The sequence below is a fragment of the Dyadobacter sp. LHD-138 genome (assembly GCF_030929615.1).
Classification (GTDB): Bacteria; Bacteroidota; Bacteroidia; order Cytophagales; family Spirosomataceae; genus Dyadobacter.
Window position 1 is genome coordinate 77,697 of record NZ_JAVFVU010000008.1, and the last position, 25,626, is coordinate 103,322.

A 25,626-nucleotide genomic window follows, 5' to 3' on the forward strand; every position below is an offset into this window, starting at 1 on the left:
AAATGACCGGTCTCCGCCATTTCAGTATCATGATTGCCGTAAGGATTACGATTATTATCCTGACCATCATCGGGCTGTTCTGGTTGACGAAATACCATACCAATGTGGGGCTAATCTGTATTTTGGGCGCGATTATTGTTTTTGTTCAGGCCTCCATGCTCTACAATTATGTGACGAAAGTGAACAGGAAACTGATTTACTTTCTTGAGTCTGTTCGCTATTCCGATTTCACGATAAACTTCCGTGCCGACAACACCATGGGGGCCACTTTTCGTGAACTTAACCAGCAATTCAATGAGGTTTTGCAGGCATTCCGCCAGGCCCGTGCGGAAAAAGAGGCGAGTCTGCAATATCTCAACACCATTGTTCAGCACATCGGAACCGGGCTTATTACTTTTGACGGAACCGGACAGGTAAACATCATCAATAGTGCGGCTTTACGCATGCTGGGTATTTACCGGCTCCATAATCTGAGCGAGCTCGAAGACAAACATCCGCGACTTTATGAGTTGCTGGCGGACCTGAGCTCCGGTGTCAGGGATTTGTACCGTACGCCGTCGGATCAGCCTCTGGCGCTGCAGGGCGCGTCTATTCAAATGCATGGAAAATGGGTACGCATTGTGGTTTTGCAAAATATCCAGACGGAACTCCAACAACAGGAAGTGGAATCCTGGCAGAATCTCACCCGTGTTTTACGCCATGAAATCATGAATTCTATGACACCGATCGTTTCCCTTGTGGGCACCATGCGGCTGATTGTCAATGAGGATATTGAAAAAAGCACAACCAATCAGGAGGCGGTCAGCGATCTAAAAGAAGCTTTGCAGACGCTCGAAAAAAGGAGCAAAGGAATGATGCAGTTTGTGAATGCTTACCGTGATTTCACTACCCTGCCCAAACCAAATTTTGCCAGTCTGAATGTGAAGGAATTGCTTCATGAGGTAATACAGCTGCTTCAAACGGATCTCACGGCGGTTGGGGTTTTATGGCAGGTCAATGTAAAACCGGATAACCTGACCATCAAGGCAGACAGCAGCCAGATTCAGCAAGTGTTGATCAATCTGATCAAAAATGCTTCCGAATCTTTTTCCGCACAAACAAACCGGATGATCTCAATTAACGCTTACATCATGGACGGCGTCACGGTTATTGAGGTGGGAGACAATGGCGATGGTATTGAACCAGAAGCACTTGATAATATTTTCATCCCTTTTTACACGACTAAAAAAACAGGTTCAGGTATCGGTCTCAGTCTTTCGCGACAAATTCTTCAGCAACACGGAGGACAGCTGAATGTTCATTCAGAAGTTGGAAAAGGCACTGTTTTCTCTTTGGTTATTTGAAGTTTTGGTTACACAGAGAGCCACGGAGATAAAGAGAGGGACGCAGAGAAAAATAACTCCGTGTCCCTCTTTTTATCTCCGTGTACCTCTGTGTAACACATTTTTAAACAAGCCCTTTCAGCCAAATAATATCCCAATCATTTTTAACATTATTTAAGTAGTAAATAGTATTAAAATGACCTAAATTAGAAATTATTCAAGCCTATTTCTTATAAATTACACTTAGCGCTTCCAACCATTTTCATCGTTTATCAGTCTTCATTGAAAACCGTCATCACAATGAAAAGCGTTTACATACTTCTGCTAACCAGTCTGGTCCTGTCAGCCTGCCAGAAATCATCTGTTGACAAAAAGGAGGAAGGCCTTATTCATTATAAGGAAACCGTTGCAATCAATGATGTTCCCAGCGCAACACTGACGTTTTTTGATATTAACGATAGCCGTTGCCCGGAAGGAGCGCAGTGTATCACTGCCGGAAGCGCAAATATTGATCTGGCTTTGGATGGCGTAACAACGGAAGGCAGAATAACCAAACATGTTAAAATGTGCCTGGGTGATTGTTTCAACTTCCAGCCCGACACCCTTGACGAAGAATTTGCAGGATTGAAATACCGGTTTATTCTGAAAGCGGTGAACCCATTTCCAAAAGTCAATACTGTACCAAACAAACCTGACTATAATATTGCATTGGTTATTGAAAAGAAATAAATAGCAAAGATGATGTACAAAACAGCCTGGCTCTTTTTGTTGATAGTCTTTTTAACATCCTGCAAAACCGAAAAAGTATCGCTGAAAGAAGGCTCCCGGACATTTTATTACCAGCAGCCGGATTTAACGGATCCAAAATCGCAGACACTGGTTACTTTGACACAGGTCGAAGATGCCCGTTGTCCTGAAGATGTCAATTGCATTTGGGGCGGATATGTTTCCGTCAACCTGGAATTTGACCTTCGTGGATTAAAAAAGAAACAGAATTTAAAACTGTGCTTCGGTTGTCCGTCTCCAAAACCCGGCGATACGCCAACACCCGCTGATTCGGATATCAATCTGGAAGGAACAAAATATCACTTAACCCTCCAATCCGTCAAACCAAACCCTAACACAAAAACGCCTCCCAAAAAGGAGGACTACGAAGTTATCATTCAAATCGATAAGTTATAGAAAAGGGTTTTATGATGCATAAAAACATCATAAAACCCTTTTTCTAATTCTTTATCCCCTCAATCCTCATTCCCGGCCAGCTTACTCTTTCTGTATCCATAACCAAAATAGATCACAAGACCGATTGCAAGCCAAACGACAAAAATGAACCAGTTGGAAGCACCAAGTTCAGTCATTAAGTAAAGATTTGTCAGGATTCCGGCAACGGGAAGTACCGAAAAATTGTATTTAAAGCTTAATACTGACAAGGTTATCCACGCTATCCAGAATATTATTGTCAGCAGTTTGTGTTCAAAAATTTCACCTATTGTCAGCGCTTGCCATTCTGCTACAACACTTTGGCCATAAAAAGCCAATCCCAGCATGGCCGCCAACAAACTAAATCCTACCAGAAATTTCCCGTTGATATAAGGTACCCTAAATTTTGACCGCTCTGAAATTCCGGAATGGTCCAAATAAAGTACCCCGCTGCATACCAGGATAAAAGCGAAAAAAGTACCGACACTGGTTAAATCCACGAAGAAATCCATTTTGAAAAACAAAGCCGGAATACCTACCACCAAACCGGTTACGATGGTTGCGAACGAAGGCGTCTGATATTTCGGGTGAATTTTTGAAAACTTTTTCCATAGCAAACCGTCACGGCTCATGGTCATCCAGATTCTCGGCTGTCCAAGCTGGTAAACCAGTAATGCACTGGTAATGGCAATAACCGAACTTACGGAAATTAAACCAGCCATGAAATCAAGGCCAATGTTTTGAAACACAAAAGCCAAAGGATCGCTCACATTCAGCTCTTTATAATTGACCATACCCGTCAGTACCAGCGTTATCAGTACATACAAAACCGTGCAGATCAACAAACAATAGATCATGGCTTTGGGCATATCCCGCTGCGGATCTTTGCATTCTTCCGCCGTTGTAGAAATAGAATCAAAACCAATGAAAGCAAAAAATACGGCGGCAACTCCGCTTAAGACGCCTTTTACACCATTGGGGGCAAAGGGTGTCCAATTTTCAGGTTTTACATAAAACGCTCCGGCAAAGATTACAAGCAATACCACGCCGATCTTCAAAGCCACCATGATGTTACTCGCCGTTCTCGATTCGCGGATACCGATGTAAACCAGGCTCGTTACCAAAGCCGTGATTAGTCCGGCAGGAAGGTCAAGAATAAGATGAACCCCGCCAATGACCGGCGCGATTTCGTAGGCATGGGCGGCCAGTTTTTCGGCTCCGCTTAATGACGCGATACCGCTAGCCTGCAATTTGGCAAAAGCAGCAGCAGCCGAACCCGGATCAATGGTAAGATAACCAGGAATGACAATCCCGAAACCTTCCAGCATACTGACAAAGTATTTTGACCAGGAAATAGCCACGACCATGTTGGAAACGGCATATTCGAGGATAAGCGCCCAGCCGATAATCCAGGCAAACAATTCCCCAAAAGCGACGTAAGCGTATGTATAGGCACTGCCCGACACAGGCACCGTGCTGGCAAACTGCGCATAAGAAAGTGCTGTAAAAACACAGGCAATTGCCGTAAAAACAAATAAAAGCGAAACAGCAGGCCCCCCATTATAACTTGCCAGCCCAATGGTACTGAAAATCCCGGCTCCGACAATGGCCGCAATTCCCAGAGAAACCAGATCACGTACACCCAATATTTTGGCCAAACCGCCACTTTCATTCGCATGCGCATCCAACAGGATCTGATCAACTGTTTTTTTACGAAATAGAGAAGCGTTTTTTTTCATTAGGTTTGAGATTACTGGCGAGTTTTATTCGTTACAAAAAAGCGAAAATACTGATATTCCTATATCATCATGTTATACGGCCAAAATTTGTTGAATTAATCATCCAATTTCCAGAGATAATTCCTTGTTTTTGGTTATTACACGGTCAAATTCAAAACATTTGTTCAGTATCGTCTGGCATTGTATTGAAAGTGATCTTTTTGCAGTTCTGTTCTCACAATTTAACTTTATATTTACTGATACTTCCTACCACGCCCCGACTACGTATTCGTTATGAAATGTGTACTGATTTCTCCTCTTATCGTATCCATATTTTTAAATAGTACGCTCGCGCAGACCGTACCGTCTTATTCCACCGCGCAGGCATATTCATACAATGACCACCGCCAGCTCAGACCTTTTTCAGAGGCCTATGATCAGCAATTTGGCTCTATTGAAACCGACGTGTTCTTACAAAAGGAGATTCTTTATGCCGTCAATAATGCGGTGGATGCGTCTCCGTCCCGCATGTTAAGCAAGTTATACCTGCAACCCGTTTCAGAACATTTGGATAGAAATGCGGGACAAATCTATACGCTGTGGGATAACACTTTACAGCTTATTTTTGATTTAAAAACGCCCGCGAAGGAAACATTACCTGCCTTGATCAAAGAACTTGAAAAATTTAAAAACCTCACAGAGCCGAATGGGACGGTTAAAATCATTATCACTGGAAATATTCCTTCGCCTGATTCATTTGACCAATATCCTTCTTATATTAGTTTTGAAGGAGTACCTGATGTGGCCTATACCCCGAAACAACTGACACGTATTGCGCTGATCGGGCAGTCATTTCAAAAATATACCCGTTGGAATGGTGAAGGGCCATTGCCGAAAAATGATCGTCAATCAATCATGAAGGTGATCCAGAAAGTGCATGAGACCGGAAAAAAAATTCGGTTTCGCGACGCACCGGATAACATCAATACCTGGAAAATAATGATGGGCCTTAAAGTCGATTATCTGGGAACAGGCAAAGTAATACAAATGGGGGATTATCTGCGTACCGCGCCTCGCTGATAAATTAAATCCCAATCCAAATAGGCCGAATAACGATTTCAAGAGTAATATTTACAATTCTACCTAAATCATTCGTGCATGTCCCAAGACCAGGTTGTTGCGCTCAAAAAAGTTTTAAAACCCATACATCTTTGGGCCATTGCAGTAGGACTGGTTATTTCCGGTGAATATTTTGGTTGGAATTATGGCTGGGGCGTGTCGGGAACCATTGGTTTTTTAATTGCCACGCTGCTTGTTACGGTCATGTACGTAACCTTTATTTTTAGTTTTACAGAACTGACAACATCCATTCCGCAGGCAGGCGGACCGTTTGCCTATGCCCACAGGGCGTTTGGCTGGTGGGGCGGACTCATTGCAGGTTATGCCACCCTCGTCGAATTTCTCATCGCACCGCCGGCCATTGCCTTTGCTTTAGGCAGTTACACGCATTTTCTCTATCCATCTGTTACCGTCCTGGAAATTGCCTTTGCCTGTTATGTGATCTTTATCGGCATTAACATGCTGGGCATTAAAGAATCTGCTTTATTTTCGTTGGTCGTCACTTTACTGGCCGTTGGCGAACTGCTTTTATATGTTGGTATCATCTCTCCGCACTTTTCCTACGAAACCTTTGTCACAGATCCCATGCCCTTTGGCTGGCAGGGCGTATTTGCGGCACTGCCTTTTGCCATCTGGTTTTATCTCGCCATTGAAGGCGTGGCCATGGTTGCAGAAGAAGTCGAAGATCCCAAACGTACCATCTCGAAAGGTTATATTCTCGGCATACTGACGCTTGTAGTCCTGGCACTTGCCGTGATGATTTGTACGGGTGGCGTTGCACATTGGAAATTGTTAAGCACCATCGATTACCCCCTGCCTGCAGCACTTGGCATTGTGTTGGGCCGGGACAATAGCTGGACGCAGCTCTTTGCGAGTTTGGGTCTGTTTGGGCTTGTCGCTTCCTTCCACGGAACCATCATCGGTTATTCCCGCCAGATCTTCGCCCTGGCACGGAGCGGTTATCTCCCCTCTTTTTTAGGTCAGGTCAATTCCCGTTTTCAAACGCCACACTGGGCGTTGCTGACAGGTGGATTTATTGGCTGTCTCGCGCTGAGTCTCGGCACGACGGATCAGGTTATTATTTTGGCCGCACTTGGTGCAGTCGTCATGTACATTATCAGCATGGCCGCACTATTTGTTTTACGAAAAAAGGAACCACTTCTGGATCGTCCTTTTATCGTTCCGGCCTATCCCTATTTCCCCATGATAGCACTTGTTTTATCTGTGGTATGTCTGATTGCTATCGTTTGGTATAACCTGCTGCTAAGCCTCTGGTTCTTTGGCGGACTAGTCATACTGGTGGCTCTATTTGTTTTAACCGGAAAGTATAAAAATCTAAATTAATAATAGTACTTTACAGTCACCTTTCCGACTCCGTAGCTCAGCTGGTAGAGCAACAGACTCTTAATCTGTGGGTCCTGAGTTCGAACCTCAGCGGGGTCACATTACAAGATATTATCTAATTATAAATCAATGTCTTATGTAATTTTTCATACATATTGCAGAAACAAGAACCAAAATGGTTAAAAGCCATCTCCGGTTCTACACCGGCCTAAAATAGCGTATTATCGCGTCGCAATCAGGTGTTTTTGCTTTTAAGAGGGCGGCCTTTATCGTAATAAGTAATTGATTAGTAGTATTTTGTGAAAATAATTAACCCCGAATAGGTCAAGATTTGACATTATTCGGGGTTTTGCTTATCTTAAGGTTACGACACGTTAACATAAGCACATGCAAATTACTCTATTTTCCCCGGATTCGTACAACTCTCCTAAATTGCACATTTTCAAGAATACGGAACTTGGTCGCATTCAGGACTGTATCGATTGGGACGGCTTGACCGAACTACTTCCTGAAAAGAAAACATTACGAGGTGCACTTTCCTGGTTGCCACCAAAAGGGTTGTTTGGAATGATGGTTTTGAAGCATTACACAGGCCTGAGTGATCAGAAACTACTTGACAGGTTCAACACAGATTGGGGCATGCAGCTATTTTGTGGTATTTTATTGGCTGAAAATGATTCAATTAAAGATAACTCCTTTGTGTCAAAAGTAAGAAGCTATCTTGGACATCATGTTGATATGCAGGCAGTGCAAACAGTATTGATTTCTGCCTGGAGAAAGGAAATTCCTGATAAAAATGTGCTTTTGATGGACGCTACCTGTTACGAAGTACATATGCGTTTTCATACTGATGCAAAGATCCTGTGGGAAGCTTGTGAACGGTCCGCCGCCCAGCGGTGGGTATGGGAAAAGCAGATTCCAGCTCTTTGCGAACTTCATGGAATTCGTCAACCGCGTTCGAAATACAAGGAGCAAAAAAGAAAACAAATGTGTTTAGCGAGCAGAGAAAAAAGTCTTACAGGAAAACAAGGACTAGAGGGAGTGCGCTACTTAAATTGCTTCTGAAAGGGATTAACGCATATCAACAGCTCCTTAATCAAGTGAAAGCAAGTGGGTTGACAGACAAGGATGCTACCACTATCAAGACCATTAAAACGGTTTACCAACAGCAGTATCACCATTTTCATTACCCAAAAGTTAAAATAAAAGAAAGAATTGTCAGTATCCTGGAACATGTTAGTTACAAAGCCTTTAACGAATGTAAGAGGCTTAAAATAAGTACATTGAAACATAGGAATTTATTTGGAGGATGCTCTCATTTGGCTGGGGATGCCACAAATGAAAATCGAAAATTTACAACCAAGGAAGCGATCGTTACTAATTTTGTAAGAAAAGGGAGAGGAAAGGACGATAAGCCTACCAAACAAATTAAAGCATTGCTCAATAAGGAACGATCTACTCGTTTAGAGGGGAGCTTTGGAAACGAAAAGGAGCAATACCTACTCAGAAAAATCAAAGCCAGAAACAGAAGTAGTTTGGCTCTTTTTTGGAGTACTTACAGCCAATTCCGTATTAATCGCTAAACGTCGGCAAAGGCAACAAGAGCTCAAAAGAGCGGCCTAACTCGGTCTTAAAAATCTAAATTAGCACTCTGCAAACTTGTAAGAGCAGGACAATTTATGTACGATCAAGCACCTTTTTTTTAAAACATACTAAGATCGCCGGCACATAGTTGAACTATTCCAAGTTTGTACCGGCGATCGAGAAAAATCATAGCTGCGATTTAAGTTGACTCCTGCTAAAATGTCAACTCTAATCGAATTTTCAAGGTTGCCCTACTTATCATTTAGGACATCAGCCATAAAACAACTGGTTTAATTTCCTCAAATCACCTGGTATAAAGTTCGAAAATTCACTCAGCGGGGCCACATTAGAATACCATAAACAACTACAAATGAAATATTTATAACATCCCTAATGGATATTTCAGAAGAAAAAACGATTTACACGGAAGGCCAAAACACGAAAACTGGATTTCCGAAGAAAAATACCGCACCTTCTCAAAATTGACTTCCCGTCGTCGCAATAATATCTTTAAATAATTCCAAAGTGTGCAGGTGGGCACCTCGGGCATTGAGGTGATTTAAGTCTCTAAGAAAAAAATCACTATGGATTTTTTCTAAAAAAGCTGCCGAATAAATCCATTTATTCGTAGCAGGAATGTTTTTATAAATGGGTAACGTTTGACTTCGTTCGCTTGCCTTATCAATTGTTACCGGTAAAATAAATTTCACTTTGATATGCTTTTGTTTACCCCTATTAATCACCTTCCTAAGCATCACAAGGTATTTTTGCTGAAAAATAGTTAAATCATTGGAAGTTGATGTCAGGTCATCCTGAGTGATGATTGAAGAAGTGCCCCCATGAAAATTAAGCTCATCTGCGTAATATTCTATTTCGTTTAAAATTCTTTCTTCATCTGAAAAATGATTTTTTATTTCCAGTCTAAAATTAAAAAACTGTAAAATCAGCTCATTTAATTCCGCGAATGAAAACCTTAAAGCAAAATGCTTCTTTAATATTTCTAAGGATTCCTCAAATGAATAAAAATATTGGTGTTGGTTGGGTGGAGTAATTAATAAATCGGATAATTCTACATAAATCAGACTATTTTTAGGCGAAACTTCAATCAGCTTTTCCGCTGTTCTGCAATTATACAGAATGCTGGACCTGTTATTTCCCAGGTTGTAAAATTGTCTTACTGAATCAATTTTTTCTAACTGGTCCACTGCTATCCCCATCCTCATTCGACTGGAGCCTACGAAAAATATCTTTGGCGACGTCTTCTTATGGCTTTCTGTATATTTCAATAAATTTTGAAAGGGGTCACTACTTGACCTCGTTTTTATTATTAATGCAGCCATCAATAATATGATAGCCAGCGATATAAACTTGGCGATGGATTTTCTAATACCCTTTTCCATTGTTAAAAACGAACATAATAGGCATCACTACTTGTTGGTATCCCCATCGTCACGATGAGTAAAATAAGCGAAAGATAAAAACACCACCTTACAGGCATATGCAACGAACCAATGTATTCGTCTATCCTCTTTTCGCCTGCTTTTCGATTAATGTAATCCATCAAAACGAACGGAGGAATTATATACATAAATTGCTTCGCAATAACCCAGTTGTCCACGGCAGCCGAATGGTTAAAGGAAAACAGGGCCTGCATCGAGCCTGCCAAATCATTCGTTCTAAAAATAATGGCCAAAAACGAAGCTCCCATGATATGATAAGCAATACCCAATGACTCTCTCATCCGGTTAGGCAAGAAAGCAAAATGCGGCCTCCAACGATTTTCGGTCAAAATCCAACCCGCGTTGAGCATTCCCCAAACCAAAAATTTGATTGACAATTCATGCCACAACCCGATTAAAACAAAAGTAAGTACCATTAAAATATTGTTCTGCCATTTGGCGCGAAAATACTTGCTTAAAGGATAAAAGAAGTAGTCTCTAAACCAGTGGTTAAGCGTAACATGCCAACCCGCCCAGAAATGTTTTCTGGAGTGAGAAGCGTAAACCTGGTTTCTAAAATTGGATTTAAGTCTTATGCCAAAGATTTGGGAAACGCCTTGAAAAATATCCACATAGGAACTAAAATCACAATAGAGATATAAAAAAAAAGCGAAACCGCCTATGTAAACGTAAGGCCCCTGATACGTCCCCGTGTCCTTAAAAATAGTTTCCACGGTAATACTTAGCCTCTGAGCCAGTACAAAATGTTTGAAAAGTCCCCATAAAACCAACCTGAAACCATTCGATAAATTTAAATTATTCAAAGAAATGTTTTCCTTGAACTGACCTGCAATTTCCCGGTATCTGTGCAACGGACCGATAAAGATATAGGGTAAATAGATTAAATACAATAACAGCAGGAAGTAGTTGGTTTCAGGTTTTAGATATCCCTTTTTTATGTCAAACAAATAGCTCAGGCCATTAAAGCTGACATAAGAAATACCGATCAGTTTAAAATAGTCGCTGGTTTGCAGTTTTGAAGTGAGGTAGATTTTGTCAATCAGTAATGGTGTCAGACAAAGTGCTATGATAACGAAATAATGTATTTTACCTGGCAGCTTATGGAGATGTTTTCCCGATTCAAAAACCAGAATAGAGAAAACAATAAGGATCAAAAAAGCGATTTTCGCAATAAAAAGATAAAATAGCAGACTGAGAATTAGTAAAACATGGTATTTCTTTTTCTCCTCGTTGAAAAGAAAAATTCCTGTTACGCCCAGCAAAATAAAAAGAAAAAGAAGAGTAAAATTGAGAACCATGCTATTTGATCCGGATGGCATTTAAAGTCTTGATTCCCCGCATAAAGATCGATTGATACCATTCCACCTTGGATTCTTCATCCAAACGATAGTTTTTTAGAATTTTCGCCAAAGGATATAATAGCGATCTCAACTCAATTCTCGCTAATTTTGCCCCCATGCAAGAATGAAGCCCATTGCCGAATGATAAGTGCGGATTCCTGCTCCGGTTAGGGATGATTGTTTGCGGGTTTTCAAATACAGCCGGGTCCCGATTGGCCGACGACAAGCACAGGAATATCCTTGAATTTGCGGGTATAAGTATTCCGTCAATTTCCAACGGATATTTGTTGATCCGGATTGTATATTGCTGAGGGGTTGCAAAACGGAATAGCTCCTCGGCCAATATATTAATTTGCTTGGTGTCTGCATTGAGAATGTATTCCAGTAATGCATCATCCTTCAGGAATTCATAAATGCAAATTGTCAGCGTATCAACGGTTGTCTCGTTGGCTGCAAAAAACAAAATGATAACGATCGAAATAAGCTCATCATCAGTAAAAGGAGTATTCATTTCCCGATTGACTGACTTCAGGCGTGAGATTAATGCCGTATCCGGAAGGTCTTCTCTTGCGAAATCAAGGCGAATCGTATCAAATAGCCATTTGGCGTCTGCATTGTATTCCTGATATTTTTTTATCGACACAAAAATATCCTGCGAATTGGCTAATGAATGCGAAACTTTCTTCAGTTTTTCATAGTCAGACCAATCGCCTGATTCAACCTGGTATAGTGCGCTAAAAATCAGCGAAGGAAGCACAGAAGCGATATCCGAAAAATCTGTCTTCTCCTGATTAAAAAAGTCATTGAACCACACTTCCAATGATGCATCAACAATAGCGTTCAAGGGAAAGGTGTCCAAAACTTTTTCCAGGAGGTTGTGCGCCAGTTGATGTTGGTCATCATCCAAATACATCAACCATTTTTTTGTGCTTTTGGACAAAAAAGGGCATTGACCTGTATTTTTTAAAATAACAGGTTCTTTATTTTCAAAAAATCCGGACAGATCCGCTGTTATGAAATCATCACTACGAAGAATGTGCTTAACATCATTGTAACGAAACACTACCCATTCATTAAATATCCCTTTTTGAACAGGATTATTTAGCAGGCACTCATTTAAGTGCGGGTAAGGATCTTGTAAATAGGATGGCGTGCCAGGGCTCCATTTTGTCATTTCTCCTTTTTGAGAATCCATTCGATAACGGCATCAATCGTTTCAAATTCGCTAAAAATGTTGGGTTCGATGTAGAAGCCAACCAAATCCTCCAAGTCTTGTGTAAGGGATATCGCTGAAAGGGAGTCCAGGCGATAACTTTCTATTGGAGCGTCAAGTAAAATCTCATCTTTGCTGGTCCCTGTTTCTTCGGATAACTTTTGTTTAAACCAATCGGCAAGTAATTCTTTTTCCATAGATTATCGGGTAAACGTTGTTCTTTTTTCTTTTATGAATTTCTGTTGATTATCTCTCACTAAAATGGTTCAGGTAGGTATTTCATCATTCAATTTACAATACTGAATACAACAAACATTACAAGTTTGCCGTGTTTGATACAACGCATCCAAAACTATCACATCCGTGATAGTTTTGGTAGGCAATATTTTCAAGTATTGATCCGCTCTAACAATGGTTCAAATACAATAATACGCCCCATATGAATTGGGTCCCTTGGCATTTCCAGCCTAATATCGACTAAATGTACAAAAAATGGGCAATAAAATTATAAGCACTCAAAAAATGCACCTGAGTCATATATACGCAGCCGTGAGACAGACACAAAAATAACTCACACTACATTGATTATCAGTAATTTACAAAACTACCAATACACATACTTCCTTGAATATTTTCTATAAAAATTCAATAGAAAAACTACTAATGTAACTTTCCTTTCAATGCTAAGTCATTTTTCTGAAGTTCAGCCCCTGATCAAAAAGGAGCTCTAGACATAAGCACATCAGTCAAGTAATGACCGTATCCAGATCACCGACAGTGATTTATCTCATAGTCCATATTCCTTCCAATAAACAGTTGCCGGGCTTTACTTTTCAAGGAAGTGAAAAATATTTCTCTTTCACTTCCTTGTCAGTCCAATATTGGCTTATTTTACAGCGTTGAACTTTCACTGGCACGATTTTACAGCCTGCAAATTAACTTTTCTCTAACCAGTAATTCATGGATTTCGAAATCATAGTATCCCTGCTCACCCTAGTAGCGCTTGAAGCCGTATTAGGCATAGACAATGTCATCTTCATTTCAATCATTGCCGCCAAACTCCCCGAAGAGCAGCAAAAGAAAGCACGAAAATACGGCTTGATATTGGCTGGTGTGCTCCGCCTCGTCCTGCTGCTGCTCATTTCCTTTATCCTCAAACTGGATGAAGATCTGTTTGTTCTCTTTGGAAATGGATTTTCCGGGAAAGATCTGGTGCTTTTAGCCGGAGGGTTGTTCCTGCTCTATAAAAGTGCCACCGAAATTTACTACAAGATGGAAGGTGAAACGGGAGATCAAAGTAAAAACATTAAGGTAACATCCTTTGGCCAGGTTATTGTCCAGATACTGATCATGGATATGGTCTTCTCCATAGACTCGATCATCACAGCCATCGGCATGGTTAAAGAGGTTTGGGTGATGTATGTGGCCGTGATTGTCACCGTTGCTATCATGCTTTTTGCTGCCGAAAGTATAAGCAACTTTGTAAATCGTCATCCGGCTTTTAAAATGCTGGCCCTGTCATTCCTCCTTCTGATTGGATTTTCACTGATTAGTGAAGGCTTTGGTGTTGAAATACCAAAAGGATATATCTATTTCTCCATGGCGTTTTCTCTGCTCGTTGATGTTTTCCAAATGAAAATGAACAAATCCGGAGGCGATCCGGTGGCAATCCATGAGCATTATGTTGCCGAAGAAGATAAGAAAAAAAGCAATTAACCTACGGTTCTAACGCAGGTTAATATTGAAAAAACTGTTTAAAATACTTTACAAAAGAGGCATGTTAGATCAATCCGACATGCCTCTTTCTTATTGGCTTCGCTAAAAGTCAAACTCAGCGTTCTTTTCCATCAAGAAACTGCCTCAGCATATATTGAAGGATTCCCCGATTTCTGTAATAGTTGATTTCCATTTCGCTTTCCAGACGACATCTCACGTTAAACGTTTTAAAAGTACCGTCGGGATGCCGGGCAGAGACAACCAAATGCTGATTCGGTTTTATGGAATCATTGAAGCTGCCTATGGTAAATTCCTCAGTACCGTCCAGCCCTATACTTTCGCTGTTTTCACCTTCAAAAAATTGCAGCGGCACAACGCCCATCCCGACCAGATTGCTCCGGTGTATTCTTTCAAAACTTTCCGCGATAACCGCCCGGATCCCCAAAAGATAGGTTCCCTTGGCAGCCCAGTCGCGCGAAGAACCGCTGCCATACTCCTTGCCTGCGATCACAAGCAACGGTGTATCCGATGCTTTGTATTTCAGTGATGCCTCATAAACAGACATTTCCTCGCCATCCGGCAAATATTTCGTAATGCCTCCCTCTGCCGACGCCAGCTTATTTTTGATCCTTACGTTGGCAAACGTGCCCCGCACCATCACCTCGTCATTCCCCCGGCGCGAACCGTATGAGTTGAATGCTTCGTAAGAAATACCCCGCTCCGTCAAATATTTTCCGGCAGGAGATAATTTACTGAAAGAACCGGCAGGAGAAATGTGATCCGTGGTAACAGAATCGCCCAGCAAAAGCAACACGCGGGCATTGATCAAAGGGCGAATCGACTCAAGTGCTGCGGGAAGGTTTACAAAAAACGGCGCTTCCTTAACATAGGTCGATTTTGCGTCCCATTGATAAGCTTTGTCCAGGGGGACTTCAAGTTTTCTCCACAGGTCGTTACCTTCAAAAATTTCACTATAACTCTTCCGGTAAAACTCCTTTCTGACAACCCGGTTAACCACCTCATTGATTTCGTCCGTCGACGGCCAGATATCTTTCAGAAAAACAGCCCCACCTTTTGCATCAATCCCAAGAGGCTCCTTATCCATATCAAAATCCATCCTGCCCGTGATCGCATAGGCAATAACCAGCAACGGCGACATCAGGAAATTCATTTTGATCTGCGGATGAATGCGCGCCTCGAAATTCCGGTTCCCCGACAATGCCGCAGATACAACCAGATCATTTTCGGTAACCGCGTTGGCGATGGGTTCGGGCAGAGGCCCTGAGTTACCGATGCAGGATGTGCAACCATAACCAACGACATTAAATTTCATGGCTTCGAGGCTTTTGAGCAGCCCGGACTCTTCCAGATAATCTGTCACTACCTTGGAGCCTGGCGCAAGACTTGTTTTCACCCAGGGCTGAACATGCAACCCTTTTTCCAATGCCTTTTTAGCAAGCAACCCCGCTCCGATCATCACATCCGGATTGGAAGTATTGGTGCAGCTCGTAATGGCAGCGATCACCACATAACCATCACCCAGTTGAAACCGTTTTCCGTTATAATCGACATCGGATACCCGTAAATTTGAATGATCCGGCGGCGGAACCTGCGATGGTTCAACATTGCCACCTTCATCTGCCCATCGGCTTAGGGGCCTGTCCGGAAATTCTATGTATTTTCTTGCGTATTTCTTTTCAAGAATATCAGTAACAACCTCTTTAACCTTAGTCAGGATAATCTTGTCCTGTGGACGGCTCGGACCGGAAATCGTCGGAACGACCGAACCAAGATCCAACTCAACAACCTGATTATAGGTAATTGCATCCTCATTTTCCCGCCAAAGTAAATTCTCTTTGGCATATAATTCCGTACGCGTTATTACCTCCGCCGGCCTGTTGCTTTTTTCAAGATATTGAAGTGTTTTCTCATCGATTGGAAAATAAGTAATGGTACATCCAAATTCAGGAGACATATTTCCGATCGTCGCCCTGTCTGGGACGGATAATGACGCCAGGCCATCTCCAAAAACCTCCACGAATTTGCCGACAACTTTTGTTTTACGCAGCAATTCAGTAATGGTCAAAACCATATCCGTAGCCGTAGTCCCGACGGGAAGTTTTCCTGTCAGTTTCAAACCGATCACTTCGGGAACGGCAAAAAACTGGGGTTGTCCCAGCATCGCAGCCTCCGCCTCAATGCCACCGACGCCATAGGCCACAATGCCCAGACCGTTGACCATCGGCGTATGAGAATCCGTCCCTACGAGTGAATCCGGGAAAACCAGACCGTCCTTTTCAACCACACATTTGGACAAATATTCAAGGTTCACCTGATGGCATATACCCATTCCCGGAGGAACCACCGAGAAATTATCAAATGCATTTTGCGCCCATTTTAGAAACCTATAACGTTCGGTGTTCCGCTCATACTCTTTTTCTACATTATGTAAATAAGAGTCCTTGTCTCCAAAATAATCTACCTGCACCGAATGATCAATCACCAGGTCTACCGGAATAAGCGGGTTGATGCGCGACGAATCCTTCCCCTGCCGTTCCATTTCCGCCCGTAGCGAAGCAATATCAACGACAGCCGGGACACCGGTAAAATCCTGCATCAGTACACGTACAGGCATGAAGGGAATTTCCTTTTCAATCACTTGCGGTTTCCAGTTCATAAGTGCTTCCACGTGTTCTTTGGTAATCACATGACCATCAAAATTCCGCAGAACATTTTCCAGCAACACCCGTATGCAAAAAGGCAGCTTTGAAACGGCAATGCCCTTCTCTTCGAGTGCCCGCAAACTGTAAAAAGATAAAGATTTGGCACCAAGATTTATGGTTCTTCTTACATCCAGATAGTCCTGACCCATGTTACATGTTGTTTAGGGATAAAAAATAAATCACTGTCCGATCCGGACAAACATAAAATTCCGTGGTGTCCTGTTATGCCATGCACCAGATATGGTCAATATATATTCAATGAAAATAAATCATTGCAAATGATCCTGTTACGCTATTAAATTACAAAATATCAAAAAATATCTAACTTGCCAAATGAAAAATCCGATGAACATAAGACCGCTTTACACGCCCATCCAGCCGACCGTAAAACAGGCGGCGAACGGTGTTATGTATCAGGAATTTTTACCGGCTCCCTGCCTTCAAAGCTACGTTTATTGTTATTGGAATCTAAAAACGACACAAACTCTTTCGGAGCAGTTTAATTACCGTGTCGTTGCTGACGGTTGTATTGATATCTTTTTTCAGTTGGAAAATCCGCAGGAAAACTTTGTCATGGGTTTTTGCAAAAAATTTACAGAATTCCCCCTGAACAATACCTTCAATTATGCAGGTATCCGGTTTTTACCGACCATTTTCCCAGAATTGTTTAAGATAAACGCATCAGAACTTAGCAATCGTTTTGAAGATTTAAGCATCGTACTTCCTGAATTTTCCCGTTTTATAAAAGACCATTTCAATCCCCGGAATACGCCGCAGGAAATTACAGATCGGCTTGATCAATATTTCGTCAATCTGCTTTCAACCGTCAAAACGGAAAACGATCCAAGACTAAGCAATGCGTTGGATCTCATTCTTCAGAACAACGGTGTCATTGAAATTGAAAAAGGCCTCGACACCGGGCTCAGTCCAAGACAGCTCCGTCGGCTTTTTGAGTATTATATTGGTGATTCTGCCAAAACTTTTAGTCAGATCGTCCGTTTTCAAAATTTTCTGCGCACAGGCCCGTCTTCACCTTCCCCGCAAAAAAACAAACTGTTTTATGATGCCGGCTATTACGATCAGGCTCATTTCATCAGGGAATTCAAAAATTTTTATGGTGTGACCCCGGGCGAGGCATTTGGAGAATAAGTTTGTCCGATTTTTACAATACCGGGTTTGAAAAAAACAGGAATTTTGTTTTGTTAACCAACAGAACTATGAAACAAATATGCATTTTCCTCATAGCCATTAGTCTGGGCTCAAACACTTATGGACAGACAGAATCAGCCACTAAAATCCAAAATAAGATGAAATTAAACGCAGGTATTATCACCACAAAGCTGGCGGAAAGCAAAGCTTTTTACACCGATATTTTAGGTTTTGGTGTAACATTTGAAAATGATTTTTATCTCTTGCTGCACACACCGGGTCACACGTCCGAAATCAGTTTTCTGCTTCCTGATCACCCCTCTCAACAAACCTTGTTTCACAAACCGTTTCAAGGACAGGGCATGTATCTGACAATCGAAGTTGAAGATGTTGACAGCATTTATCAGGAGATCAGAAATAAAGGCATTGAAATAAAAATTGCACTCAGGGACGAACCCTGGGGCGACAGGCATTTTGCCATTGAAGATCCCAATGGAGTCGGGGTCGATATTGTTCAATATTCGCCGGACAATAAGTGATTGCTCCACAAGGGCTCAGTCGGTTCGGTAAAGCTTTATCAATAAGGCAATTGGATAATCCTCAGCCGATAAAATATTAAAACCTATCATTTAAACTTCAATTTCACCATATTCACAGGTAATTCGCTGCGGCTGATTACTTTTTAAACCAGGTAAAATTATTTATTAATGTGTCATAAGTCAGCGGGAAAGCCCTTTATGAAAACAACACTATTCATTCTAACCGCATTACTTTCACTTTGTCCGGACGGTTACGGGCAGGTAAAAAAAGTAAAACCCAATATTGTCTTTATTTTAGCCGACGATCTGGGTTATGGCGATCTGGGTGTTTACGGGCAAAAAATTATCAAAACGCCAAATATTGACCGGTTGGCAAGGCAAGGCAAGATCTTCACCCAGTTTTACGCAGGCACAACGGTTTGTGCCCCATCGCGTTCGTCTCTCCTGACGGGGCAGCACACCGGACACACCTACATCCGGGGCAACAAAGAGATTGAGCCGGAAGGTCAGCAACCTTTGCCGGATTCCGTTGAAACCTATGCCCAGCTGCTCCGTGAGGCCGGTTATGTTACCGGCGCTTTCGGCAAATGGGGACTGGGTATGGTCGGAACTTCGGGTGAGCCTGCGAAGAAAGGTTTTGACCAATTTTTCGGATACAATTGTCAGCGTCAGTCACACCGCTATTATCCGACACATCTGTGGGAGAACGACAAAAAAGTGGTTCTTACCGGAAATGATTTGCAGCACAAAGCCGTGTACGCCCCGGAGTTAATCCAGCAAAAAACCCTCGCTTTTCTCGATCAGAATAAAGACAAACCATTTTTTCTCTTTGTGCCCACCGTTTTGCCCCATGCCGAATTACAAGGTCCGGATGACCGGTTTTTGAAAATGTACAAAGGAAAAATGACAGAAAAGCCCTACAAAGGGAATGATTATGGCCCCAACGGAACCATCGCGGGCTATGCTTCCGAGCCTGATGCACACGCCACCTATGCGGCCATGGTAAGCCGGATGGATCATTATGTAGGAGAAATTCTTCAAAAACTGGACAAGCTGGGATTGACAGAAAACACGATTATCATTTTCAGCAGCGACAATGGCTCACACCGTGAAGGTGGTGCCGATCCCGAATTTTTTAATAGCTCAGGTGGGTTGCGGGGCAATAAAAGAGACTTGTATGAAGGTGGTGTCCGTGTCCCTTTTATCGTGAAATGGCCGGGTAAAATCAAAGCAGGCAGTCAAAGTAAATTTATCGGTGCATTCTGGGACCTGATGCCAACGTTCACCGAATTGGCTGGCGCATCCAAACCCAAACATTCCGATGGTATTTCAATTGTGAACGAGCTTTTGGGAAATAAAACTGCACAGCAACAGCATGAATATCTCTATTGGGAGTTTCACGAAGGCGGCGGCCGTCAGGCAGTGCGTTATGGTAACTGGAAAGCGGTCAGGCTGGATGTCGACAAAAGTCCTGACGGTACGCCTGAGCTTTATGATCTGGTAAAAGATCCTGCCGAGATGCATAACATTGCTTCAAAACACCTGGATATTGTCTCAAAAATGAAGAAATTCATGAAGGAGGCACATCGTGAAAGTGCGTTATTTCCTTTCGCCGCTAAATAAAACAGGCTGAGTCCGCTCACTAAAATCCGTTGACGATCCGTTTCACAAAATGGTCAAACGGATCATCATGTTTTCAAAAATTCCCGCGACCACAACCTAATCCGTCCCCGGGAATAATATTTGCAGTAAACATGACTATCCAAAACTGATCAATCATGAAAAAGCTAAAAACTGTTTTATTAACAATAATATTGATTGCACCATTGTTCTCTTACGGGCAAAGTACGGACTCTTACAAGAAACGAACCTATAAAAAAACCACCATTATTGACACAGCCAGGGGCGTAGACTTGCAAAAAAATCCGGTAATTAAAGAAAGTAATGTAAATTCCTCCGGCTCTATCCAAGATAACAAAAGCACCGGGCGGTCTGGTGTGGATACGACAGGAAGTTATGTACGAAAAAGGAAAAGAACAATTACCACCGGTGGCGTTATTTACCCGGACACAGCGAAGAAAAAAAGTGGCAAGCCATAAGCTATCCTGAGAGCCCCGTTTGGTAAATGCCGCATCTTTTAATAAATTATGGTTACATCAATAGTAAATTCGCTGCCATAAGTTCCTTTTATACCAGGAAACAAGTTGAGACATAGAAAAGGCTGCCGTATTCAAAAATTAGTTTTAACATATCGTTGTGAAAAGTTCACTAAAATACCAGCACTTTTATAACAAGTTATTTAACGGTTTGTAAGGCAATTCAGAAAAAACTAATCTTGTGTCACCATTTGGATAATATCGATACACACTTCCTGGATCATAGTATACACCCGCTAAATAATTTTGCCGTGGCGCTGACAGACCCGAATTTCACTGTTTACCACTAAAAACACTTAACAATCATAGAGAATTAGCAACAACACCAGCCCGTTTTTACAGGCCAGCGTTGTTCTTTCTATGATTGGATTATTGAATTGATCGTCATACGCCATAATATCTTAGCATATGTCTCGTGGTAAACGGTGCCGGTCAATGTTAATTGACCAAAACAAAACAAATAAAGCCTAACCCGCTTCAAATTTTTGTTTTCCAATAACTTAACGCACTTACTATCCCTTCGTATCTCCTGCGTCTTTTAATTTTGATTATTTTTTTGGCAAAAATTTAAGCGAACATAGTATTCTTACTACGTCCGATGCTTTTATTTGCAGTGCTCAACGTAATTCCAAAAAAATGTCGTCAAGAAAACGTAAAAGTTCAAAATTCAAAAAAATAGCAATTGAGTGGCTTAAATGGATCAGCGCAATTGTTCCGGTATTGGCTTTCATTTACATTTTGTACTATTACAAACAACTCGATTTTTTAAAGAAGGACGAAGAAGTTAAATCCGTCACGACCGTATTGGATACAAAAGATTCTGCCAAACTTGCTGAGGCGATTCAGAAAAATAAAATTAACACCGATATAAAAATCGTGGAAAATGAATGGCATCTTGTCGGAGGCGTTGCCATCCATAATATGCTGGTAGAAAATAAATCCGGTCGGTCTGCCAAGAGTTTTGAAGCAGAATTTAAATATTTATCCGACACTCAGGAGGCTTTGACAACCAAAGTCATCACCATCAAAAGAGAACTACCAGCGGGAAAATCAACAAAAATTACGGATTTAAGTGTAGGCTTTGTAAATAACGGCGCCGTAGGCTGCGATACCAAAGTTGTCACTGCGAAATTCTAAACAAGACCCCATACCCTGTAAATCAAACAGTTCTAAAAACAAGGGCCATAACACGCTGATGTTATGGCCTTTATTTTTATTCCAAAAATTTTTTTTTGGTTACTTCAATCTAAAAGGTCAATCGAAGCGTATATGAGTCGAAAGAATCTAAAGATTCTTTCGGAATTAAAACGTTAGGCATATAAATTAATGTAACCTAATGGTTACTAAAAGATAATATCTAATCTCGTTGAGTAAAAGTTAAACATCCCTGTGGTTTTACCGCAGGGATGTTTCGTATTTAAACCTATCACTTATTCAGGGATACAAAAGATATTTCTTACGCATATTTTTATAATCCGATAATCCGGGCTCCCAGCTTTTCCGGATTTCTTGTTCCGAAACACCGGCAATGATCTGTTTTTTCAGATTTTCGGTTCCTGCGAGTTTATTAATATCTCCCATTTGTTTGCTTTGAGTCATATCAAAAAATCTTGCCTTATCCGGGTACGCGTTATACATCTCGATCAACCATTTCAAATTAATCTGCTTGCTTTTGCGCAATGTCGAAACATCATATTTCCGAAGATCAAGCCCATAGCATTCCTGATTCTGGTGCAGTGGTGTTTCGCTCATGCCCTGAATACTTTTCGGTATAAAAGAAAACCCGAACTTTCCTTTTAACAACGGTGCCCCCAACACTGTAAAAGGCATATAAGTGCCTCTTCCCTGGCTGACAATGGTACCTTCAAAAGGACAAATGCTCGGATACAGCAGTATAGACTGCTGACTATTCAAGTTCGGAGAAGGGAAAACGGGCAGGTCGTAAGGGGTATCGTGGGTGTAATTAGCCACTTTAACAATTTTCAGTTTACACTGCAATTGACCTGGAAGCCATTTTTCACCGTTTAGCATTTGTGCAAATTCTCCCATCGTCATCCCATGCGTGATCGGAATTTTGTGCATACCTATACCTGAATGCAGGCGATCTTCCAGGATCGGGCCGTCTACAACATAGCCGTTCGGATTGGGACGATCCAGTATCATAAGCTCTTTATTGTTTTCAGCGCAGGATTCCATGACGTGATCAAGGGTGTTGATGTAGGTATAAAAACGGCAACCCACATCCTGAATATCAAATATGACCAGATCTACATCGGCCAAATGTTCTTTGCTAGGCTTTTTCAATTTTCCGTAAAGTGAAATCACAGAAATTCCGGTTTTAGGGTCCTTCTCGTCATTCACTTTTGCACCATTGCTGGCATTTCCCCGAAACCCGTGTTCCGGCCCGAAAATTCTTACAATATTAATACCAAGGGCCAGCAGGCTGTCTACACTGGGTGTTTTGCCAATGATCGAGGTCTGATTGACAACCATCGCCACTCTTTTGCCTTTTAAATATTTAAGGTATTCGGATGTCTGGTCGGCGCCGGTAATGACTGTTTTTGCAGGTGTTTGAATACTGTTTTCCAGCGAATCGGATGATGCTAAAAACGGACTTTTATTGCCCGTTGTGCTCGCGCAACTGCTCGTGACACTACCAATCGAAGCAAAAATGCCTAAGGCGAGAATTACTTTTTTCATGTAATAAGGTTTGGGAATGAATTGGAATGATAAAAATTTATGTACCGGACTAAAAAAGCTTCGTTTGTCCGCCTTTGATAAATTGCGAAGTATCGAGTGTAGTCAGTTCTTGATTACCAAAATATTTGCGGCAGGCCAGGGCATGCAGCTGACGAATGTGTTCTGCATATTTCCCTTCACCGCTCATACGCAGCCCAAATCTGGAATCATTGACCTGGCCCCCATGGCATTCCTTGATCTGGTTTAAGACCTTTGACGCTTTATCGGGAAAATGATAATTGATCCATTCTGCAAATAATTCCGCAATGGCCCCGTTTAGCCGCACGACCGTATAACCCGCCCAAACAGCACCCACTTCCGAGGCCGCCTGAATGATGGCAGGTATTTCATGGTCATTTAATCCGGGAATGATCGGAGCCGTCATCACGCCCATCTGCACCCCGGCTTCATGCAGTGTTTTTATCACCTGCAAACGGCGTTTTCCTGTAACCGTCCGGGGTTCCAGCTTGCCCCTTAAGTTTTCATTCAGCGAGGTAATCGAAATCGCGCCGTGTACCAGATTTAGTTTCGCTAGCTTTTCCAGCAAATCAATATCTCTTAAAATCAGGGCGTTTTTGGTGAGAATACTTATCGGATTCCTATACTTCAGACAGATTTCCAGCATCTGCCTTGTCAGCTGATATTTTTTTTCGGCCGGCTGATAACAGTCCGTATTCCCAGAAAAGAATATGGTCTGCGGCTCCCATTTTTTTGTATTAAGAAGTTTTTCAAGCAGCTGCGGAGCATTTTTTTTCACAACAATTTTCGTTTCAAAATCCAGCCCTGCCGAAAAACCCCAGTATTCATGCGAATTCCGGGCGTAACAATAAATACAGCCATGCTCACAACCCCGATAGGGATTTATAGAATTGAAATTCCGTACGTCAGGACTATCCGAAGTGCTCAGAATCGTCTTGGATATTTCCTCAATATACAAGGTTTTGACATTGGTTTCCGGCTCTTCCCATTGCTGCCAGTCTTCCTCCGTATACTCAATTTCCTGTTTCCGAAACTTATTGTTGGTATTAATCCCTGCTCCTCTGCCTCTCGCCCTGTTGTCCATGTGATGAAGTGTAAAATGTTTTTCCCAAAGCAAAGAGGAAGGGTATAGGGTTTGTGCACGCTATTTCCCTTCCCCGTTACTTTTACCAATAATCCACAGCTTCCAAAGTGAAACATCGCCAGAAATCTGCCCTATGTCCCACTCCCTCTGCTACTTTATATACCTAAAATCTTCATTTCCTTTTAAAGAAAGAAGCACGTCGTACATCAGTTGAATTACGTTTTGGACGTCGTCTTTATGTACCATTTCAACGGTGGTATGCATATATTTTAGCGGGAGAGAAATCAACGCCGACGCGATTCCTTCCGTTGAATAGGCAAAAGCATCCGTATCCGTTCCCGTCGAACGGCTCACTGCCTGGCGCTGATAAGGGATTTTCTTATCCTCCGCCACATTAATCAATAAGTCGCGCACGTTGTTCTGCACCGCTGGCCCATAACAGATCACCGGTCCGTTACCACATTTCAGGTCGCCCTGCTCTTTTTTGTTATACATCGGCGACTGCGTGTCATGCGTCACATCCGTACAAATGGCCAGATTCGGTTTCAACCTGCGGGATATCATTTCAGCACCGCGCAAACCGATTTCTTCCTGCACCGCATTAACGATGTACAGCGTAAAAGGCAGGTTCACATTATTTTCATGCAGCATCCGTGCCACTTCTGCGATCATAAAACCGCCCACGCGGTTGTCCAGTGCACGTCCGACGTAAAATTTATCATTCAGCTCATCCAGGCCGTCAACGAACGTCGCAACCGTGCCTACGTGGATACCCATTTCAAGCACCTCTTCCTTTTTCGCAGCCCCCACGTCAATGAAAAGCTCGTGTACTTTTGGCACCTGGTCTTTCGCGGTGTCACGCACATGGATCGCCGGCCAGCCAAAAACCCCTTTTACGATACCCTTCGCCGTGTGTAAATTAACCCGCATGGACGGTGCGATCGCTGCATCCGAACCACCGTTACGACGAACATGGATGTATCCGTCGTCTGAAATATAGTTTACAAACCAGGAAATTTCATCTGAATGTGCTTCAATAACAACTTTATACTCTTGTCCACCGCCAATAACTCCAACGGCCGTTCCATAAACATCAATAATCTGGTCGTCAATGTAAGGTTTGATATAATCCAGCCAGATCTGCTGTCCGGACGCCTCAAAGCCCGTTGGTGATGCATTGTTTAAATACTTGTATAAAAACGCTTTGCTTGTCTCGGTCATATTTTTTAATTTGAAATGTA

Annotated in this window: 22 protein-coding genes and 1 tRNA gene; 14 read left to right on the plus strand and 9 right to left on the minus strand. The window is 42.1% G+C overall.

The features are described from left to right. Positions 1-2: 2 nt before the first annotated feature. The 3 genes from RB622_RS08000 (at position 3) to RB622_RS08010 (ending at position 2,504) form a co-directional block, all read left to right on the plus strand. On the plus strand, positions 3-1,343 hold the full coding sequence (locus tag RB622_RS08000) for an ATP-binding protein (protein WP_308046035.1): 1,341 nt from the start codon (positions 3-5) through the stop codon (positions 1,341-1,343). A 279-nt stretch (positions 1,344-1,622) separates the two neighbouring features. Then, positions 1,623-2,051, plus strand: a complete 429-nt coding sequence (locus RB622_RS08005) for a hypothetical protein (RefSeq protein WP_308046036.1) — start codon at positions 1,623-1,625, stop codon at positions 2,049-2,051. Between the two features lie 9 nt (positions 2,052-2,060). Further along, positions 2,061-2,504 (plus strand): hypothetical protein, encoded by a 444-nt coding sequence (locus tag RB622_RS08010; RefSeq protein WP_308046037.1) that lies wholly within the window; start codon positions 2,061-2,063, stop codon positions 2,502-2,504. Positions 2,505-2,563: 59 nt separating this feature from the next. Here RB622_RS08010 and RB622_RS08015 read toward each other — a convergent pair whose 3' ends face one another. Beyond that, positions 2,564-4,261: an amino acid permease gene (locus RB622_RS08015; RefSeq protein ID WP_308046038.1), complete on the minus strand. Its 1,698-nt coding sequence runs from the start codon at positions 4,259-4,261 to the stop codon at positions 2,564-2,566. 273 nt (positions 4,262-4,534) lie between these two features. Between RB622_RS08015 and RB622_RS08020 the strand changes: the two genes are divergently transcribed. The 5 genes from RB622_RS08020 to RB622_RS08040 all read left to right on the plus strand — a co-directional run bounded on the left by RB622_RS08020 (position 4,535) and on the right by RB622_RS08040 (position 8,286). Then, positions 4,535-5,320: an alkaline phosphatase gene (locus RB622_RS08020; protein WP_308046039.1), complete on the plus strand. Its 786-nt coding sequence runs from the start codon at positions 4,535-4,537 to the stop codon at positions 5,318-5,320. 78 nt (positions 5,321-5,398) lie between these two features. Further along, positions 5,399-6,703, plus strand: a complete 1,305-nt coding sequence (eat, locus tag RB622_RS08025; RefSeq protein ID WP_308046040.1) for an ethanolamine permease — start codon at positions 5,399-5,401, stop codon at positions 6,701-6,703. 26 nt (positions 6,704-6,729) lie between these two features. Next, positions 6,730-6,802, plus strand: a tRNA-Lys gene (locus RB622_RS08030). A 288-nt stretch (positions 6,803-7,090) separates the two neighbouring features. Beyond that, positions 7,091-7,768 (plus strand): transposase, encoded by a 678-nt coding sequence (locus tag RB622_RS08035; protein WP_308046041.1) that lies wholly within the window; start codon positions 7,091-7,093, stop codon positions 7,766-7,768. Beyond that, a complete protein-coding gene (locus tag RB622_RS08040) occupies positions 7,759-8,286 on the plus strand; it encodes a hypothetical protein (protein ID WP_308046042.1) in 528 nt (175 codons plus the stop codon). Before RB622_RS08035 ends, RB622_RS08040 begins: the two co-directional genes overlap by 10 nt. 477 nt (positions 8,287-8,763) lie before the next feature. On the opposite strand, the gene RB622_RS08045 is transcribed toward RB622_RS08040, so the two are convergent. Genes RB622_RS08045 through RB622_RS08060 form a run of 4 tightly spaced genes read right to left on the minus strand, consistent with a single transcriptional unit; the run spans position 8,764 to position 12,497 of the window. Further along, positions 8,764-9,687, minus strand: coding sequence for a hypothetical protein (locus RB622_RS08045; RefSeq protein ID WP_308046043.1), 924 nt, complete (start codon positions 9,685-9,687; stop codon positions 8,764-8,766). 2 nt (positions 9,688-9,689) lie between these two features. Then, the gene (locus tag RB622_RS08050; protein WP_308046044.1) at positions 9,690-11,045 is read right to left on the minus strand and encodes an MBOAT family O-acyltransferase; all 1,356 of its coding nucleotides are present in this window, start codon (positions 11,043-11,045) and stop codon (positions 9,690-9,692) included. A 1-nt stretch (position 11,046) separates the two neighbouring features. Continuing rightward, entirely contained in the window at positions 11,047-12,282 is a 1,236-nt protein-coding gene (locus RB622_RS08055) for a cytochrome P450 (protein ID WP_308046045.1), read from the minus strand. Then, positions 12,258-12,497 carry an acyl carrier protein gene (locus RB622_RS08060; RefSeq protein ID WP_308046046.1) on the minus strand — a complete coding sequence of 80 codons (240 nt, stop codon included), beginning with the start codon at positions 12,495-12,497 and terminating at the stop codon, positions 12,258-12,260. Before RB622_RS08060 ends, RB622_RS08055 begins: the two co-directional genes overlap by 25 nt. A 763-nt stretch (positions 12,498-13,260) precedes the next feature. On the opposite strand from RB622_RS08060, the gene RB622_RS08065 reads away from it, so the two are divergent. Further along, positions 13,261-14,016 carry a TerC family protein gene (locus RB622_RS08065; protein ID WP_308046047.1) on the plus strand — a complete coding sequence of 252 codons (756 nt, stop codon included), beginning with the start codon at positions 13,261-13,263 and terminating at the stop codon, positions 14,014-14,016. A gap of 115 nt (positions 14,017-14,131) precedes the next feature. On the opposite strand, the gene acnA is transcribed toward RB622_RS08065, so the two are convergent. Next, positions 14,132-16,888, minus strand: a complete 2,757-nt coding sequence (acnA, locus tag RB622_RS08070) for an aconitate hydratase AcnA (protein WP_308046048.1) — start codon at positions 16,886-16,888, stop codon at positions 14,132-14,134. Positions 16,889-17,084: 196 nt separating this feature from the next. Between acnA and RB622_RS08075 the strand changes: the two genes are divergently transcribed. The 5 genes from RB622_RS08075 to RB622_RS08095 all read left to right on the plus strand — a co-directional run bounded on the left by RB622_RS08075 (position 17,085) and on the right by RB622_RS08095 (position 21,720). Beyond that, on the plus strand, positions 17,085-17,888 hold the full coding sequence (locus tag RB622_RS08075) for a helix-turn-helix domain-containing protein (protein WP_308046049.1): 804 nt from the start codon (positions 17,085-17,087) through the stop codon (positions 17,886-17,888). A gap of 158 nt (positions 17,889-18,046) precedes the next feature. Next, positions 18,047-18,427, plus strand: a complete 381-nt coding sequence (locus tag RB622_RS08080) for a VOC family protein (RefSeq protein ID WP_308046050.1) — start codon at positions 18,047-18,049, stop codon at positions 18,425-18,427. A gap of 198 nt (positions 18,428-18,625) precedes the next feature. Next, entirely contained in the window at positions 18,626-20,050 is a 1,425-nt protein-coding gene (locus tag RB622_RS08085) for an arylsulfatase (protein WP_308046051.1), read from the plus strand. Between the two features lie 155 nt (positions 20,051-20,205). After that, positions 20,206-20,526, plus strand: a complete 321-nt coding sequence (locus tag RB622_RS08090) for a hypothetical protein (RefSeq protein ID WP_308046052.1) — start codon at positions 20,206-20,208, stop codon at positions 20,524-20,526. A 693-nt stretch (positions 20,527-21,219) separates the two neighbouring features. Beyond that, positions 21,220-21,720 carry a hypothetical protein gene (locus RB622_RS08095; protein WP_308046053.1) on the plus strand — a complete coding sequence of 167 codons (501 nt, stop codon included), beginning with the start codon at positions 21,220-21,222 and terminating at the stop codon, positions 21,718-21,720. A gap of 297 nt (positions 21,721-22,017) precedes the next feature. On the opposite strand, the gene RB622_RS08100 is transcribed toward RB622_RS08095, so the two are convergent. The 3 genes from RB622_RS08100 to RB622_RS08110 all read right to left on the minus strand — a co-directional run bounded on the left by RB622_RS08100 (position 22,018) and on the right by RB622_RS08110 (position 25,606). Continuing rightward, on the minus strand, positions 22,018-23,283 hold the full coding sequence (locus RB622_RS08100; protein WP_308046054.1) for a DUF1343 domain-containing protein: 1,266 nt from the start codon (positions 23,281-23,283) through the stop codon (positions 22,018-22,020). A gap of 49 nt (positions 23,284-23,332) precedes the next feature. Continuing rightward, entirely contained in the window at positions 23,333-24,385 is a 1,053-nt protein-coding gene (locus RB622_RS08105; protein ID WP_308046055.1) for a PA0069 family radical SAM protein, read from the minus strand. 150 nt (positions 24,386-24,535) lie between these two features. Further along, complete coding sequence (locus RB622_RS08110) at positions 24,536-25,606, minus strand: M42 family metallopeptidase (RefSeq protein WP_308046056.1); 1,071 nt, start codon at positions 25,604-25,606, stop codon at positions 24,536-24,538. Positions 25,607-25,626: the final 20 nt, after the last annotated feature.